Origin of the sequence: Pseudomonas syringae group sp. J309-1 (genome assembly GCF_032582135.1) — a bacterium.
GTDB classification, from domain to species: Bacteria; Pseudomonadota; Gammaproteobacteria; order Pseudomonadales; family Pseudomonadaceae; genus Aquipseudomonas; species Aquipseudomonas quasicaspiana.
The window spans coordinates 73,851-90,741 of the sequence record NZ_JAWHNU010000011.1 but is presented as its reverse complement, the minus strand read 5'-3'; the positions used below and the strand labels follow the sequence as shown (position 1 = coordinate 90,741).

At 56.6% G+C, this 16,891-nt stretch carries 15 protein-coding genes and 1 pseudogene; 4 read left to right on the top strand and 12 right to left on the bottom strand.

The annotated features are described in order from the left end of the window. Window positions 1-4: 4 nt before the first annotated feature. Genes RX972_RS09105 through RX972_RS09095 form a run of 3 tightly spaced genes read right to left on the bottom strand, consistent with a single transcriptional unit; the run spans window position 5 to window position 2,818 of the window. Window positions 5-799 (bottom strand): putative hydro-lyase, encoded by a 795-nt coding sequence (locus tag RX972_RS09105; RefSeq protein WP_316874468.1) that lies wholly within the window; start codon window positions 797-799, stop codon window positions 5-7. A gap of 8 nt (window positions 800-807) precedes the next feature. Continuing rightward, a complete protein-coding gene (locus RX972_RS09100; protein WP_316874466.1) occupies window positions 808-1,566 on the bottom strand; it encodes a 5-oxoprolinase subunit PxpA in 759 nt (252 codons plus the stop codon). Window positions 1,567-1,585: 19 nt separating this feature from the next. Then, complete coding sequence (locus RX972_RS09095; protein ID WP_027898340.1) at window positions 1,586-2,818, bottom strand: NRAMP family divalent metal transporter; 1,233 nt, start codon at window positions 2,816-2,818, stop codon at window positions 1,586-1,588. Between the two features lie 254 nt (window positions 2,819-3,072). On the opposite strand from RX972_RS09095, the gene RX972_RS09090 reads away from it, so the two are divergent. Next, window positions 3,073-3,738, top strand: coding sequence for a GntR family transcriptional regulator (locus RX972_RS09090; protein WP_255886705.1), 666 nt, complete (start codon window positions 3,073-3,075; stop codon window positions 3,736-3,738). 41 nt (window positions 3,739-3,779) lie between these two features. Here RX972_RS09090 and RX972_RS09085 read toward each other — a convergent pair whose 3' ends face one another. Then, on the bottom strand, window positions 3,780-4,799 hold the full coding sequence (locus tag RX972_RS09085; RefSeq protein WP_316874459.1) for an AraC family transcriptional regulator: 1,020 nt from the start codon (window positions 4,797-4,799) through the stop codon (window positions 3,780-3,782). Between the two features lie 971 nt (window positions 4,800-5,770). Here RX972_RS09085 and RX972_RS29465 point away from each other — a divergent pair. Together RX972_RS29465 and RX972_RS29460 are read left to right on the top strand one after the other, a co-directional pair. Beyond that, window positions 5,771-6,541: pseudogene (locus RX972_RS29465) on the top strand (MCP four helix bundle domain-containing protein); the annotation flags it as partial. Next, entirely contained in the window at window positions 6,536-7,399 is an 864-nt protein-coding gene (locus tag RX972_RS29460; protein WP_406643711.1) for a methyl-accepting chemotaxis protein, read from the top strand. The pseudogene RX972_RS29465 and the gene RX972_RS29460, both read left to right, overlap by 6 nt. A gap of 108 nt (window positions 7,400-7,507) precedes the next feature. Here the strand turns inward: RX972_RS29460 and RX972_RS09075 are convergent, their stop codons facing one another. Together RX972_RS09075 and RX972_RS09070 are read right to left on the bottom strand one after the other, a co-directional pair. Then, the gene (locus tag RX972_RS09075) at window positions 7,508-8,086 is read right to left on the bottom strand and encodes a hypothetical protein (RefSeq protein ID WP_049826731.1); all 579 of its coding nucleotides are present in this window, start codon (window positions 8,084-8,086) and stop codon (window positions 7,508-7,510) included. A gap of 9 nt (window positions 8,087-8,095) precedes the next feature. After that, on the bottom strand, window positions 8,096-8,533 hold the full coding sequence (locus tag RX972_RS09070) for a DUF3592 domain-containing protein (protein WP_316874454.1): 438 nt from the start codon (window positions 8,531-8,533) through the stop codon (window positions 8,096-8,098). Between the two features lie 290 nt (window positions 8,534-8,823). Between RX972_RS09070 and RX972_RS09065 the strand changes: the two genes are divergently transcribed. Beyond that, window positions 8,824-9,894 carry a class I SAM-dependent methyltransferase gene (locus RX972_RS09065; protein WP_099270336.1) on the top strand — a complete coding sequence of 357 codons (1,071 nt, stop codon included), beginning with the start codon at window positions 8,824-8,826 and terminating at the stop codon, window positions 9,892-9,894. 72 nt (window positions 9,895-9,966) lie between these two features. On the opposite strand, the gene RX972_RS09060 is transcribed toward RX972_RS09065, so the two are convergent. From RX972_RS09060 to RX972_RS09035, 6 genes are all read right to left on the bottom strand, one after another. Then, window positions 9,967-10,995 (bottom strand): hypothetical protein, encoded by a 1,029-nt coding sequence (locus RX972_RS09060; RefSeq protein WP_316874450.1) that lies wholly within the window; start codon window positions 10,993-10,995, stop codon window positions 9,967-9,969. Beyond that, window positions 10,992-11,984 carry a hypothetical protein gene (locus RX972_RS09055; protein ID WP_316874448.1) on the bottom strand — a complete coding sequence of 331 codons (993 nt, stop codon included), beginning with the start codon at window positions 11,982-11,984 and terminating at the stop codon, window positions 10,992-10,994. The genes RX972_RS09060 and RX972_RS09055 overlap by 4 nt, the downstream gene beginning before the upstream one ends. A gap of 124 nt (window positions 11,985-12,108) precedes the next feature. Continuing rightward, window positions 12,109-13,944, bottom strand: coding sequence for a glutamine--fructose-6-phosphate transaminase (isomerizing) (glmS, locus tag RX972_RS09050; RefSeq protein WP_316874446.1), 1,836 nt, complete (start codon window positions 13,942-13,944; stop codon window positions 12,109-12,111). Window positions 13,945-13,954: 10 nt separating this feature from the next. Then, on the bottom strand, window positions 13,955-14,722 hold the full coding sequence (locus RX972_RS09045) for a DeoR/GlpR family DNA-binding transcription regulator (RefSeq protein ID WP_231674880.1): 768 nt from the start codon (window positions 14,720-14,722) through the stop codon (window positions 13,955-13,957). 247 nt (window positions 14,723-14,969) lie between these two features. Next, the gene (glmU, locus tag RX972_RS09040; protein WP_316874442.1) at window positions 14,970-16,337 is read right to left on the bottom strand and encodes a bifunctional UDP-N-acetylglucosamine diphosphorylase/glucosamine-1-phosphate N-acetyltransferase GlmU; all 1,368 of its coding nucleotides are present in this window, start codon (window positions 16,335-16,337) and stop codon (window positions 14,970-14,972) included. Window positions 16,338-16,453: 116 nt separating this feature from the next. Next, entirely contained in the window at window positions 16,454-16,879 is a 426-nt protein-coding gene (locus RX972_RS09035; protein ID WP_027901597.1) for a F0F1 ATP synthase subunit epsilon, read from the bottom strand. Window positions 16,880-16,891: the final 12 nt, after the last annotated feature.

Sequence of the window (16,891 nt, the reverse complement as noted above, 5' to 3'; positions counted from 1 at the left end):
ACTCCTATACGTGGTAATGGCCGTCAGGGACATCAGTGATGAACATATGGCCCGGCGCATGGGACACGGCAAAAGGCACCCGAGAGGCCATGACCACGGCCTGAGGCGTCACACCGCAGGCCCAGAACACTGGAATCTCGCCGGGCTTGATGGTCACTGCGTCTCCGAAATCCGGACAGGAAATGTCCTTGATACCCAGCAACGCAGGCTCGCCGACATGCACGGGCGCACCGTGCACGCCGGGATAGCGCGCAGTGATTTTCACGGCATCGGCAACGCGGTCGGCGGCGATGGGCCGCATCGAAACCACCATCTCGCCTTGCAGACGGCCAGCGGGTCGGCAGATACGATTGGTGCGATACATCGGCACGTTGCAGTGCTCGCTGATGTGCCTGATGTCGATGCCCGCATTCAACAGATCGGTTTCGAACGTGAAGCTGCAGCCGATGAGGAAGGTCACCAGATCGGTGTGTTGCGCCCAGATATCACGGACATCAGTCACCTCTTCAGCCAGCTCCCCATCGCGCCAGACCCGATACAACGGCAAGTCGGTGCGCAAGTCGGCCTGATCGGCCAGAAAGGTGCTGTGGCTACCCGGCTCGGTCACGTCGAGGATCGGGCAGGCCTGCGGGTTGCGCTGGGCGAACAGCAGGAAGTCATATGCCCATTCCCGGGGCAACGAAATCATGTTGGCTTGCGTCATCCCGGGCGCGTGCCCGGCTGTGGGTGACACAGTGCCTTCGCGGTAAAGAGCGCGGGCAGCAATGGCGGCTTCACGGGCTTCTTTTATCGAGTTCATGATCAGCCTCAGGTGAATGCACGAATGGTGATATCTGCCTCAAGCAGATGCTTTCTCAGGGCGCGCGCGATGCCTACAGCGTCAGGACTGTCGCCATGCACACAGATCGAATCAGCCTCAAGGCGAATCAGATCGCCGTTCTCAGTTTCGATGACGCCGTCATGCACCAGGCGCAGCATGCGCTGGGCGATCAACTCGGGATCATGCAATACCGCACCGGCTTTCGAGCGGGATACCAGCGTACCTGCGCTCGTATAGGCACGATCCGCGAACGCTTCAGAGACACAGGAGAGACCGGCATCACGGGCCCAGCCCAGCAGGCTGGAATTGGCCAGACAAACCAGTTTCAGCGTCGGATCAATGCGCAGGATCGCCTGAATGACGGCCGCCGCCTGCTTCGCATCGCCTGCAATGGTGTTGTAGAGCGCGCCATGGGGTTTCACATAGCTCACTTGAGTACCGGCGCTTCGGGCCAGGCCTTGAAGCGCGCCGATCTGATAAATCACATCGGCAGTCAGTTGCTCGGCAGGTACGTCCATGTTGCGCCGCCCGAACCCGACAAGGTCCGGGTAGGCCACATGAGCCCCGACCGCAACCCCACGAGCGGCAGCCGCCTCTAGGGTGCGCAGTATTCCAGCCGGATCACCCGCGTGAAATCCACAGGCCACGTTGGCACTGCTGACCACTTCAAGAATCGCCGCATCGTCGCCCATGCTCCAGGCGCCGAAGCTCTCTCCCAGGTCGCTGTTAAGGTCAATCGTACGCATGTCAGTAATCTCCGTTAAATCAGGCCGCGCCGATGAAGGCAAAGATGGCGCCCGCGGATTTGTAGGCCATGAACCAGGACAGCAGGCAGGTCAGGATGCCAAGCACCAGCAACCAGCGAGGGTAGTGGTAGCCGCCCATCAGGTCCGAGCGCGCCCAGCCCACGTACATGAAGATGCTCAGGCCCAGCGGCAGGATCAGACCGTTGAAACCGCCCGCGAACACCAGCAGTGCAGCCGGTGGCTTACCCAGCACCATATACACAGCCATGCAGATGACGATGAAAACCACGGTGGCCAGGTTGCGCATGCGCTCGGTGATCTTCTTGGAGAACACAGTGATAAACGACATAGACGTATAAGAAGCGCCGATCACACTGCTGATACCGGCGGCCCACAACACCAGACCGAACATCATCATGCCGATATCGCCTGCCGCCGCTTGGAACGCTTGGCCAGCAGGGTTTGCGCCCTTGCCAGACACGTCGATAACGACGCCACTTGCCACAACCCCAAGGATAGCCAGAAACAGTACGTAACGAGCGATCCCCGTGACCAGGATGCCGGTCAGTGCTGCGCGGGATACCGCCTGAAGGTTTTCAACGCCAACAGTGCCGCGATCGAGCAGACGGTGAGCGCCTGCATAGGTGATGTAACCGCCTACCGTGCCGCCGACGATGGTCGTGATGGAGGCGAAGTCGATGAAGTCAGGCCACACCGATTGACGCAGGGCCTCGCCCAACGGCGGATGGGTCGCGAAGCATGCGAACAGGATCAGGCAGATTTTCAGGATGCCCAAGCCCATCATGATCCGGTCCATGGCGATACCTGCGCGATGCGACGAGAAAATCCCGATGGCAAGCAACGCACTCAACGCCCCTCCCCATTTGGGATCGAGACCGGTCAAGGCATTCAAACCCAGGCCCGCGCCTGCAATGTTACCCAGCATGAACACCAGGCCACCGCACAGAACCAGCAACGTCAGCAGATAGCCACTGCCAGGAATCGCCGCGTTGGCCAGATCCGCTGCGCGCATTCGGGTCAGCGAGACGATGCGCCAGACGTTCAATTGCACAACGAAGTCGATCAGGATCGAGGCGAGAATACCGAACGCAAACGCGGCACCCAGGGTAGCGGTAAACGTGGCCGTCTGGGTCAGGAAGCCTGGCCCGATCGCAGACGTGGCCATCATGAAGATGGCGGCAACCAGAGAGGCGCGCCGCGCTTTCGTAAACTCTTGAGTGGTCTGTGTCACGGCATCATTCCTACAGTGAGAGATGTTCCCAACAGAGCAATGTGTGTGCCAACACTCAACAAATGCCGCTTAAGTGTAGGTTTAACAACGAAACATTGTTGAACAATCCATCATTCATGAGTGGACGATATGCACCACTTCGTTACGCGATCACTCATGAATGCTACTTAATGAAGCGCGTAACGAGCTTCTTCCTTGCCACGCCGTCAGGTCTCATGGAATATCGGCGCGGCTTTTATCATCATGGAACCCTTATGAAAGATGCGCCTGCTCTTCCCAACCGCACCCTGGGAGAGTCCATTACTCAGGAAGTCCGAAGAATGCTGGTCGAGGGTGAATTAATCCCCGGTCAACGTCTCTCCGAGGCTGCGCTGGCAGAAAGCCTGAATATCTCACGCAATACCCTGAGAGAAGCCTTCAGAGTGCTGACCCGTGAAGGGCTGCTCAAGCACGAACCCAACCGTGGAGTAACGGTTGCGGAACCCGACATGGCATCCATCATCGATATCTACCGCGTGCGGCGCTTCATCGAGTGCAAAGCCATCGCGCAAGGTTATCCACTGCATCCCGGAACGCTGCACATGCGCGAAGCGGTCGAGGCCGGTATACAGGCCCGGGAAGCCAAAGACTGGAAAGCAGTCGGCACCGCCAACATGATGTTCCACCGGGCCATTGTCGAACTGGCAGACAGCCCTCGTCTGGTGGTGTTCTACGGACAGATCTCGGCTGAATTGAGACTGGCTTTCGGACTGCTCAATAACCCGCAGCTGTTGCACTTGCCGTTTCTCGACATGAATGCCTCGATTCTGCGATGCCTTGAAGAAGGCCGTGCAGACGAGGCTTCTACCATGCTCGGGGCTTATCTGGAGCAGTCGGAACGAGTGGTGCTGGCGGCTTATGAGCGGACGATGAGTCGGTAGATAGAGTTACAGCTTTAAATCAAAGGCTGAGTAAACCAGGGTCACTCCTCGTCCTGACTCTTGCTGGCGCGATACCGGCCAGGAGACATTGCGAACCATCGTTCACAGGCTTTATTAAACGCACTCTGATTTTTAAACGCGACCCTGTAGCTGATTTGTTTAAGCGACAAAATACTGGTAGTCAGCAGTTGATGGCTCTGCTGCATCTTGACCTGATCTATCAGCTTCTTGACATTCTGCCCTTCCGGTTCCAGCGCCTTGGTGAGTTGATAAGGCGTCAACTGCATGGTGTGCGCAATATCTTCGATGGTCACGGGGCGATTCTGGCTCAGGTGTTGAAGCACTGTGCTCTTGGTGCGCGCGCTCACATTGTCGATGTTGATCGTGTTCTGCTGCATCGCCAGATAATCATTATGGATAGCCTGAAGCAGCACATTGCCGGTGGCTATCGGCAAGTCGCCATCCTCACGTTTGAAGGTGAGCGCGTTCACCTCGGACCTGAATTTCAAATTTGGCCCGAACAGCTTTTTGAGTTGCGTAGTATCGCTGGGCTCGTCGTAAGTAAACTCGGCACATAAAGGCATGATTTTTTTACGGGGTGCCAACCAGTGAAGCAGTCCAAGGGTTATGGACGCCGCCGCATCAATGAATGGTCTCGGCAACTCCGGCTCTCTGGAGTTTTCCGCAAAGCCTATGAGCTTGAGGGTACTGCCCTGCCTGTCCAGGTACATGCAAAAACCCGAACTCACGACAGAGTGGAAATCCACGATATATTTCAAGGCATCGCTTATTGTCGAACTCGACATAATCGCGTATCCCAGAAAATCCAGATTGCCTGGATGCGCGTTGTCGTAAGCGAGAAGTCCGATGTCATCACTGGCACCCATCTTTTGCGCCAGCATAAATAACTTGCTTAACTCTTTTACTGGAACCTGGCGTCCTTCGAGATCAATACCTGACAGTTGAAGATCTGGACGCTCCCGTGCACTTTCACTGTCGTTGATTGAGGCAAAGACGGCTTCAGCAAATGCTTGAGCCAAAGAAGAGGAAATAAACTGCATAACTGCTCATCGTCGAATGGGTTTTTCCTGCGTATTTTCCATAATCCATTATTACCTGTGGCTGGCCAGTAACGCCTTTATCGCCGCGCGGGTGGCGACCTCTGCATCGCATGCCCGGCCACCGGCGATTCTAGAGCCTTTCATACTGAGAATGCCAGACCATGAGATTCTCCCGAATAAAACTCCGTCACGACATTGGCAATATCATTTCATGACGATATCAATATGATACTCCTCCACCGTTTCGACCTTGTGCACACCGACGGTACTATTAGGGATCGCATGATATCAGGCACCTGATCTTATAAAGCATCACGCCTTTGTTTTCTTATCCTCAGAGGGGAAATTCTTATCCTCACCGTTCAAGCGCTGTAAGTTTACCTTTTAAAAAGGTAAACATCTCAGTGCTTCTCAAAAAACCTGACGCGATATTTTTTAACTGTCCTGGCGCATTTTTTGAGCGGCGGAACTGTATAAAACATTACGAATAGCTCGGCAGGACAGGCATTTCTTGAGAAACGGGGGCGGGCTTATGTTGGGTGAGGATCTGACGAGCAACATTCTATATCTGCTGGACGAAATCAGTGAGCGAGCTGAAGGCTTGGATATCGTACAACAGCTTGACGTACTGGATGCTCTCACAGCACTTCTGTCCGCCACAGAAGGATTAAATGTCCAGCTACGTGCCTTGAATGCTCACACCGTAACGAATGCCAAACCGCGCCGACATCTACACTTGGTAAAATGACGGCACCTGCTCGAGCCTTTCGTTTGAGAAGCCTATTCATCTTGTAATGCGGCACTGATCCAGCGATCAAGGCTGGCACCATATTAGGGCACTTATTCACCGCAACCGAATATAGGCCCGTTTTTGCACTTCCATTGGGCAACGCATAAGTTTTCTCGACACTCATTGTTTTTTAACCTCGACAAAACGCTGGCGTACCGGCCTCCCCTCTTATAGGACATTTATGAATTTTTTAAAACACGCCAACTTTTCCGGAAAATTGGCGATTGCCTTTGGTGCATGTGCTGTTATCACCCTGGCGGTGGGAGGGCTCGGCATGAGTGCGGTCAACAAGTTGTCCGACGCGCTGGAATCTACATTTTCAAATAACTTGCTCTCCGTCGCCAATACTAACGAAACGATGTCCGCGCTGACCACTCACAATCGTGGCCTCTATCGACTGCTGGATGCCAAAGACAGCACGACAGCAGAGAAAATGCGTTCCAGTATTTCGGCGGAACTGGAACGAGCGCAAAAGGTTTATGCGGTGTATCGAGATACCCCGTTGCAGGATGATGAGAAAGCTGCAGGGGATCAGTACGACAACGTGATGCCGTCCTATATCTCCAATACTCAGAAGATATTTGATCTGCAGCAACAAGGTAAGTTGGTAGAGGCACGCACTCAGCTCAACCAGTTATCTGAAGGCGACTTTAACAGTGCCCGAAAATTTCTTCAGGTCATGATTGACTCGAATAAACGACAAGTCAAAGAAGGCTCTGAGGCAGCGAAGGAACTCAAATCCACTGCGACGCTGTTGCTGTCCAGCGGAATTATCATTGCCTTCCTGGTGGCAATTATCCTGGGCGTCATGATTATCCGCATGATCACTCGCCCACTGGCGCAAGCGGTAAACAGTGCACAGCGCATCGCCAAGGGGGATTTGACTGAGACGATTTCCACGGACCGTACCGATGAAGCCGGGCAACTCCTCAAGGCAATCAGCCTGATGCAGGGCAGCTTGAGAACCACTATTCGTGAGATCGCCAGCGCTTCCGATCAACTCGCGTCAGCCGCCGAAGAGTTGAGTGCGGTAACAGAAGAAAGCACCCGCAGCCTGATACGCCAGGACAGTGAAATTCAGCAAGCAGCGACCGCCGTGAATCAGATGACCGCAGCGGTGGAAGAAGTTGCACGCAACGCAGTGTCCACCTCAGAGGTCTCAAAAACCGCAGCACAAGACGCGGTTGATGGTCGCGAGCAAGTAAACGATACCGTCAAGGGTATTGGCACGATGGTCAGGGAAATCACCAAATCCACTGACTCTGTATCCGAGCTGGCGACCAACGTCAGGGATATCAGCAAGGTGCTTGAGGTCATTCGAAGCATTGCAGACCAGACCAATCTGCTGGCCCTCAACGCTGCAATCGAAGCCGCACGAGCGGGCGAACAAGGCCGCGGGTTCGCGGTGGTAGCCGACGAAGTCAGGGCGCTGGCGCATCGCACCCAGGCATCGACTGTTGAGATTGAAGGCATGATTGGAACCGTTCAATCAGGGGCCGATGGCGCGGTAGAAGCCATGAGTAAAAGTCTGGCCATGGCGAATGGAACCCAGAAGCTGGCTGAGAGCGCCGGTACGGCCCTTGAGAAAATCACCAACGGCGTCGCGCAGATCAACGAGCGAAATATGGTCATTGCTTCTGCGTCAGAGGAGCAGGCTCAAGTAGCGCGTGAGGTCGATCGCAACCTGCTTAATATCCAGGATCTTTCAACCCAGTCTTCGGCCGGCGCCAATCAGACCAGCGCGTCCAGTCAGGAACTGTCGCGCCTGGCAACGTCCTTCAATGCGCTGGTGGCGCAATTCAGGTTTTGATGACTCAAGCGGCTCTGAAAGTTGATAAGAGGCTAAAACTTTCTGAGCCGCTGCCCCGAATCCCGACACCCCGTTCAAACTGAAAATGGCGCGCCCGAGGGCTGATGATCAGAATAGTCCGCCCAAAGAAATCGTCGCGCCACCTCCAGCCTGCAGCCCCACGTTAAGGCCTGCGGCGGTAATCACGCCTTTGGCCGAACGCAGCAGGCGCACCGTGCTGTCGTGAGGCAGGAGAATGCTGCCCATCGGCGTCATCCTGGCGGCGACCATGGCCAGCAACCCGGGGTCCAGACCGAACAGCATGGCAGAGCCGCTGGCCCCACCGACCAGACCCACGCCCGCTTCAATGAACACGCAAGGCCCCAGGAAGTCCTCACGGAGCAGACCGCGGGCAGCGATCGAGTCTGCAACCAGCACCTGACCGAACGCCGGAAAATCTTCGCTTGCTCCCGCTGCACCGACGCTCTTGCCCCGCACGTGCAAGTTGACCTTGCCGAACCGCGGCAGGCGCGCGCCGACGCCCAGGCCGACCCCAACCGAGCCATAGCGAAACTGCTGGTCGACCCCCTTGGGGTCGGTCAGGGTCAGTGCGCCGCCAGCGGCGGCCGCGAACACTACGGTCAATCCACCGCCGCTGGCAGTCTTGTAGCGCCAGTCACTTACAGTCACAGGTAACGGGATTTGCATTTGAATATCCTATATGGGCCGCGTCATGCGGCGCCGACGAAGCCATGCGGCTGCGTGGTAGCCGCCCCCTGCGATGAATACGATTGCCAACAGACCCGAGAACAGGCTCGCGCCCCAAAGCGCGCCCTGGTCTTCAATGATCGCGGTACTGGAGGGCGCTTCCGCGTTGTAGAACACCGTCACTGAGTCGCCCACCGCGTAGCCGAATATAAACCCGCTTTCGGGGTAGCTGACCGTCTTGTCCGTAGCATCGGTGAAATCAATTTGTGGGTGACTGCCGCCCGAGTTCAGGGCGCTGACATGCCCTTGCGCACGTTGCGCCTGAGCCAGAAAGCCCAGCCGATCTTCGACCAGCCACACAGTCAGGCACAGGAGACACAGGCCCAGCGGAATAAAAATCAGCGCGCGGAGCAGATCGCCCCGGCCGGAAGATGACGTCTTGGTCATGGCAGGTCCCTTGCACCGTCCGTAAACGCCGGTCATTACAATGATCCGTCGGGAGTCTGTCAATCGGACAGGGAAGAATTGCGCCTGGCGCTGCCCGGCTCAACGGGCGCCACTGAAGAAGAATGGTTGTCGTGTTGCAGACAAAAAGAAAGTCCGCTTGAGACTGTCAGTCATTTTGTGTTGTGGCATAAGATGCAGCTAACGGTGCATATATGCCGACCCGAGAAGTCCGCCAGTGCAACAGCGATGGAATCGCGCGCGACGTCTCCAACCTTTGTTGGGAATTGAACATGCACAAGGAGTTGTATCGGAGCAGCGCGCTGCCAGTGTTGCAGAACCGTACCTTTGCCGATGCTGATGCTGCGCGGTCGTCGGTCAGTGCAGATCTTATCCTGGTCCAGGATATGGACACGGGCCTGATCTATAACCACGCCTTTGACCCGCAAAAGCTCTGCTATGACAGCGGCTATCAAAACGAGCAAGCCCACTCGGGATACTTCAAGGCACACCTGGACGCGGCCGAGCAGATCATCAGCAAGCATATGGGTAACATGAGTCTGATCGAAGTCGGCTGCGGCAAGGGATATTTCCTTGAGCAACTGCGTGACCACGGTTTCGACATTGTTGGCATTGACCCCGCTTACGAGGGCCAAAGCCCGTATGTGGTCAAGGCACCTTTCACTCGTGAGGCTGGATTGGCTGCCGATGCCGTCATCCTGCGTCACGTGCTTGAACATATTCCCGACCCCATGACTTTTCTGCAGTCCATCGCCGAGGCCAACGACGGCGGTTTGATCTACATCGAAGTGCCTTGTATGGATTGGATTCTTGAGCACAAGGCCTGGTTCGACGTGTTTTATGAGCACGTGAACTACTTCCGGCTCGAAGATTTCCACCGCCTGTTCAGCACAGTGCATGAAGCCGGGCATCTGTTCGGCGGGCAATACCTGTACGTGGTTGCTGACTTAGGGAGCTTGCGCAGCAAACCGTTGCCAGCAGCGCCAGAGGTACAGATGCCAGCAGATTTCATGCTCAGCATCAAACGAGCACTGAGTATTATCCAGGCATCCCCCGATAAGCCGGTCGGCATCTGGGGTGCAGCCTCCAAAGGCGTGATCTATTCGCTGTTCCTGCAGCGCGCCGGAGTCGAAGTGGATCAGGTCATCGATATAAATCCCGCCAAGCAGGGCCGCTACTTGCCCCTCAGCGGGCTCAGGGTCTCATCGCCGGAGCAGGCCATGCTGGCACTGCCTGACGGGGCCCATCTATTCGTGATGAACTCCAATTATCTTGAAGAAATCAAACGCATGACTGATGAGCGCTACGTCTATCACGCGGTGGACGCCGCGACATTCGTTTGATTTTCTATCGGCGCTGAACATGCTCACTGCGTTCACTCCGTAATACGTCCAACCTTGGTGTCTGGGTCAGGCTCAAGCTTCTGAAATCACCCCCCGACGCTTCTGGCGCTGCGACTCCAGCCAGATCACCAGCACCAGCAAACTACCGCCGGCGATCAGCAAGCTGAGCAGCCAACCCAGGCTTTCGGCCAGTTGAGTAAAGAACAGGGTGTACAACTGGATGATCAAAAACGTTGAGCCATACCCCACCAACATGCCGAATCGCTGGCGCAGTCCCACCGTCAACACGCCGAGGCTAACCAGTGCCCAAAGCACGTTGAACATCAACAACTCACCCTCCTCGGCAAGATGCCACGGACCGTCGATCAAGTCGTAGCTGCCAAACAGGGACAACAGCCACAAGGACATTTCGCCGACAAACAGGCCACAGGAAATCCATACCTTGGCAAACCCGTTGTAGCGGGCAAGCAATCCGGCCTCACAGCGCAGGTGCAAAACCCCTGCAGCCACGAGCACCGCCGCCGCACCGAGAAACCGCAGCGGATAGTTCATGCCAAACCAGTAAGCGCCCCAGCCGGACTCATATCCGCTGCGACCACCGAACCAGACGAAGAACAACACACTGCACAATGTCAGCAGTAACACATTGCCCAAGGCATAGCTGAGCACCAGCAGGATCAGGAGGTCGATCAGGAGCAGCGCCGGCCAGTTACCGGAGCCGTCCGAATAGATCATCCCCACCACAAAACTCACGCCGATCAGGGCAAAGCCGCCGAGCAGTTCGGCGGTGCTGCCCAGCATCCTCAAGCCTTTCCCGGGCAACCAGCGCCCGACGACGAACAGGCCCAAGGTCAGCAATGACAAGCTGATCGCCGATTTGGGCAGGGTGAACGTCAGGTGCTCACGCAGAAATAACACCAGACCGGCCGCCAGGCTGATGGCACCGAACGTCAGAAACCAACGCCCGAGTGAGCGCCAGTCCCATCGGGTCAAGGGATACAGTTCACCGATACGGCTGTGGGCAACGGGATCGATCTGCCCCTCGCGCAGCCATTGATCAAGGGCATCACGGACCTGTCGATTGCGACGATCCTGGCTCATGACCGATCCTCCTTTGCACGAAGCGCCGCGCGCTCAAACAACCAGCCCAGCAAAATACCCACAACACCGGCCGCCGCGAAAAAAGCCGCGACACTCAGGCGGTCCCAGGCGTGTTCGTAAAAGCGCGTGTAGAGGTTGATACCCAGAAACACCACACCAAACCCGGTGAAGCTAGGGTGTTTGAAACGAGCACCGATCACCAACTGGCTGATGGCCCCAACGGTGAATAGCAGTATCGAGAGCCCTGATTGGGACGAGCTGTAATTGTCCAGGCTGAGAAACCACAGCGAGCAGTTGAAGTAGAGCAGTCCGAAAATCACGTACAAACGGCCGAAACCGCTGAAGTGGCGGAGCGGCTTTTCTTCCGCCTGCTGGTGCCAAAGCCCCAGAAGCGCTGCCAATCCGGCAACCACTGCCATGGCTCGCGGGTCCTGAATGTCGAACACATATGACCCGCCACCCGCATAACTTTCCCAGGAGCCAAAGCCGTGAAAGGCGCACAGCAGCCCCAGAAACAATGGCCAGCGCAGGTGGTAACGATAGGCCGTGGCCACACTCAGCAAGGCGGTGACCAGCAGTGCCAGAGGGATGCGATCATACCCGCCCCCGTCGGAGCCAACTCCACTGAGTAACAGGCTGCCACCGATCAGCATCAGGCCGATGGTCAAAATGGCAACACCAGCCACCGGCATACGCCCGGCTGGATCACGCGCCAGGCGTACCCCGACCCACCACAATGTCACACCGGCGATAGAAAACAGCACAACACCGAGGGCGACCGACTCGCTGAGATAACTCACGCCCCCCAGAATCGCCATACCAATCAACAACACCGCACCGATGCCCAGCCATTGCAGCACTGTGGATAACAGTTGGTTGGGACGCCGATAAGGCGCGCTCAGCCGCTCTTGGGTTTGCTGGTCGATCAAACCTCGATGCTGCCAGTCGGCAATGTTCTGAACCATTAACTGCTGAGTGGTTTTTCTCATGGGGTTCAGGTACCGCTCCATTGTTTTTATGATATGGGGTGTTGGGGCACAGGCTGGTGTTTAACCTGATCATCCAGGGCCGGGCCAAGGACTTCGATACACACGCTCATTTGCTGTGGATAACTTATTCCACCGTCACCGACTTCGCCAGATTACGCGGCTGATCCACATCCGTGCCCTTCAACACCGCCACGTAGTACGAAAGCAGCTGCAACGGGATGGTGTAGAGGATCGGTGCCAGCGCATCAATGATGTGCGGCATGGCGATGACGTGGGTGCCTTCGCCGTTGCTCATACCGGCTTGCTCGTCGGCGAAGACGATCAGTTCACCGCCGCGGGCGCGGACTTCTTGCAGGTTGGACTTCAGCTTTTCCAACAATTCGTTGTTGGGTGCAACGGTTACTACCGGCATATCGCTGTCGACCAGCGCCAAAGGACCATGCTTGAGCTCACCCGCCGGATAGGCTTCGGCGTGGATGTAGGAGATCTCTTTGAGCTTGAGTGCACCTTCCATCGCTACCGGGAATTGAGCGCCTCGCCCCAGGAACAGGGTGTGGTTCTTCTCGGCGAACAGCTCGGCGACTTTCTCGACCGTGCTATCCATGGCCAGGGCTTCACCCAGACGAGTCGGCAGACGACGCAGCTCTTCGACCAGCTCGGCTTCAACGCCCTCAGCCAGCGTGCCTTGAACCTGACCCAGCGACAGGGTCAGTAACAGCAGCGCAACCAGTTGGGTGGTGAAGGCTTTGGTGGACGCCACACCGATTTCAGGGCCGGCCTGGGTCAGCAATGTCAGGTCGGACTCACGAACCAGCGAGCTGATGCTGACGTTACAGATGGCCAGGCTGGCAAGAAAGCCCAGCTCTTTGGCGTTACGCAATGCGGCCAGGGTGTCAGCGGTTTCGCCGGACTGGGAAATCGAGACGAACAACGTGTCCGGCTGTACCACGACCTTGCGATAACGGAATTCACTGGCAACTTCCACCTGACATGGAATACCTGCCAGCCCTTCCAGCCAGTAACGCGCGACCATGCCCGCGTGGTAGCTGGTACCACAGGCTACGATCTGCACATTGCGTACTTTGGCAAACAGCTCGGCTGCTTGCGGACCGAATGCCTGCACCAGAACCTGCTGCTGGCCGAGACGGCCTTCAAGCGTGCGCTGCACAACTTTTGGTTGCTCGTGGATTTCCTTGAGCATGAAGTGGCGGAACTCGCCCTTGTCAGCGGCTTCTGCGCCTTCACGGTATTGAACAACTTCACGTTCAACCGGCAAGCCATCCAACGACCAGATCTGCACGCTTTCACGACGGATCTCGGCGATATCGCCCTCTTCCAGGTACATGAAGCGGTCGGTGACCTGACGCAGCGCCATTTGGTCAGACGCGAGGAAGTTTTCCCCAAGGCCCAGACCCACCACCAGCGGACTGCCGCTGCGGGCGGCAACCAGCCGGTCAGGCTGTTTGGCACTGATGACTGCCAGACCGTATGCGCCGTGCAGCTCTTTGACTGCAGCTTTCAGCGCCACGGTCAGGTCAGGGGTGTCCTTGAGCTTGTGGTGCAGCAAGTGGACGATGACTTCAGTATCGGTGTCGGACACGAACACATAGCCCAAGCCTTTGAGGCGCTCGCGCAACGGTTCGTGGTTCTCGATGATGCCGTTGTGGACAACTGCCAGTTCATCGCCGGAAAAATGCGGGTGCGCGTTACGCTCGCAGGGTACGCCGTGGGTTGCCCAACGGGTGTGCGCGATACCCAGACGGCCCAGCAGTGGTTCGCCTGCCAGCGCCTGCTCCAGTTCGCTGACCTTGCCGGAACGACGGCGGCGATCGAGCACACCGGCATTGCTGAACACCGCAACGCCAGCGCTATCGTAACCGCGGTATTCCAGACGCTTGAGGCCTTCGACCAGGATGGCGGTGATGTTGCGTTCAGCGACTGCGCCGACAATTCCACACATAAGTTTTCTCCTAGCTGACAGCGGCGCAAATCAAGGTTATGCCGCGGGCTTTTATCTGTTCGCGCGCCTCGGATGGCAGGCGATCATCAGTAATAAGGGTGTGGATACTGCTCCAGGGCAGCTCCAGATTGGGTATCTTGCGGCCCACTTTGTCCGCCTCGACCATCACCACTACTTCGCGGGCGACTTCAGCCATGACGCGGCTCAGCCCCAGTAACTCGTTGAAAGTGGTGGTACCACGAGACAGATCGATGCCGTCGGCACCGATGAACAACTGATCAAAGTCGTAAGAACGCAGCACCTGCTCCGCGACCTGGCCTTGAAAGGACTCTGAATGCGGGTCCCAGGTACCACCGGTCATCAACAGAACAGGCTCATGCTCCAGTTCGCTCAATGCGCTGGCTACATGAAGAGAGTTGGTCATCACTACAAGGCCTGGCTGCTGGCCCAGTTCGGGAATCAATGCGGCAGTGGTGCTGCCACTGTCGACGATGATTCGCGCATGCTCGCGAATGCGCTGCACGGCGGCACGGGCGATGGCTTGCTTGTACCTGGAGACAGGCTGGGAGCTTTCGCTGATCAGTTCTTGGGGCAACGTGACCGCACCGCCATAGCGACGCAGGAGCAGTCCATTACTTTCGAGTGCAGCCAGATCCTTGCGAACCGTAACTTCAGAAGTTTCGAAGCGCTTAGCCAGCTCGTCCACGCTCACTTCTCCCTGCTCGCTGAGCAATGCAAGGATATTGTGGCGTCTTTGAGGTGTATTGCGTTTCGACATGGCTGACTTAAGTTTCGATTCGTAAGATAACGAAGGCAATCAAAACCTATTCGAAGGAAGACGTCAAGCTTGATGTGATCCCTGTAGGAGCGCGCTTGCCCGCGATGGCGTCAGCACAGACGATATATTCATCGACTGACAGATTGAATCGCGGGCAAGCGCGCTCCTACAGGTCTCCGTTTGCTTCGCGACAGCTTAATTTCAGCTATACCGCGACAGAGAATCAGTAGCCGTCCTGTGGATAACTTCAGTCTTTCTTGATTTTAACCGGGCGTTTCCAGCCATCAATATTACGCTGGCGGGCGCGGGCAACAGCCAGCTGCGACTTATCCACATTCAAATTGATGGTCGAACCAGCTGCAGTATTGGAACCGTCACCTATAGCCACAGGCGCGATCAATGAGTTGTTGGACCCGATGAACACATCCTCACCAATCAAGGTTTTGTGTTTATTGACCCCGTCGTAGTTAACCGTAATGGTCCCTGCACCAATGTTGGTACGTGCGCCAATCACCGTATCACCCAGGTAAGTCAGGTGACCGGCTTTGACGCCTTCGCCCAACTGAGCATTTTTCAGCTCGACGAAGTTACCCACATGCACTTTGGCCCCCAGCACACTGCCTGGACGCAGACGCGCGAATGGACCAGCATCACTGCCCTCGCCCATGATCGCGCCGTCAATATGGCTGTTGGCTTTAATCACCACACCTTTGCGCAAGGTGCTGTCTTTGATCACGCAGTTTGGGCCGATGATCACGTCGTCTTCAATGACGACCCGACCTTCGAGGATGACGTTAACGTCGATCAGCACATCGCGCCCTACTGTCACGTCACCGCGTACATCGAAACGAGCTGGATCGCGCAACGTTACGCCCAGCGCCATCAGGCGGCGAGCTTCGCGCAGTTGATAGTGACGCTCCAGCTCGGCGAGTTGTTTGCGGTCGTTGGCGCCCTGAACTTCCATGGCGTCGTGGGGCTGCTCAGTGGCGACCACCAGACCATCGTTGACGGCCATGGCAATCACGTCAGTCAGGTAATACTCGCCTTGAGCGTTGTTGTTAGATAGCCGTCCCAGCCAATCCGCCAGGCGCTTGCCCGGGACCGCAAGAATGCCGGTGTTGCCTTCGGTGATAGCCTTCTGGGCTTCCGTCGCATCCTTGTGCTCGACGATGGCACGTACAAGATTCTGCTCGTCACGCACGATACGGCCGTAACCGGTTGGATCGTCGAGGTTTACGGTCAGCAGGCCCAGTTGTTCGGCAGTGACCTGTTTCAGCAAACGCTCAAGGGTTTCAACTTCAATGAGCGGTACATCGCCATAGAGGATCAGCACGGTCTCGGCGGTGAGTTCCGGCAATGCCTGAGCAACGGCGTGTCCGGTCCCCAGTTGCTTGTCCTGCATGACGAAATTCAAATCATCGGCGGCCAAGCGCTCACGGACGATATCCGCACCATGCCCAATCACCACATGGATACGCTGCGGCGATAATTGCCGGGCGCTGTGGATAACATGGCCGAGCATTGAATCACCGGCAACCGGATGCAAAACCTTGGGCAGTGCCGAGCGCATGCGAGTGCCTTGGCCTGCCGCGAGAATAACGATATCGAGAGACATGAGATTTCCAACTGAGGCGCGCCGCGTCACTTATCCACAAGCGTCGGCTGATCCTGAAAAAAGAAAAAGGGTAGCCGAGGCTACCCTTTTTCTCAATCGCGCAGAAGAAGACGGGGTTAGCCGCCGAACTTCTTGCGAATTTGCTGAACGGTACGCAGCTGGGCTGCGGCCTCGGCCAGACGAGCAGTTGCAGATCCGTAATCGAAATCTGCGCCTTTTTCGTTCAGGGCCTTCTCGGCTGCCTTTACGGCTGCCTGAGCAGAGGCTTCGTCCAGGTCATCAGCACGTTGCACAGTGTCGGCAAGCACCTTGACCATGTTCGGTTGAACCTCGAGGAAACCGCCCGAGATGTAAAACACCTCGGCTGCTCCACCCTGCTTGATCAAGCGGATCGGACCTGGTTTCAGATCAGTGATCAGCGGCGCGTGGCCTGGAGCGATACCAATATCACCCAGGTTGCCGTGCGCAATCACCATCTCGACCAGACCGGAGAAAATTTCCCCTTCCGCGCTGACGATATCGCAATGGACTGTTATAGCCATTTGCTTGCCTCG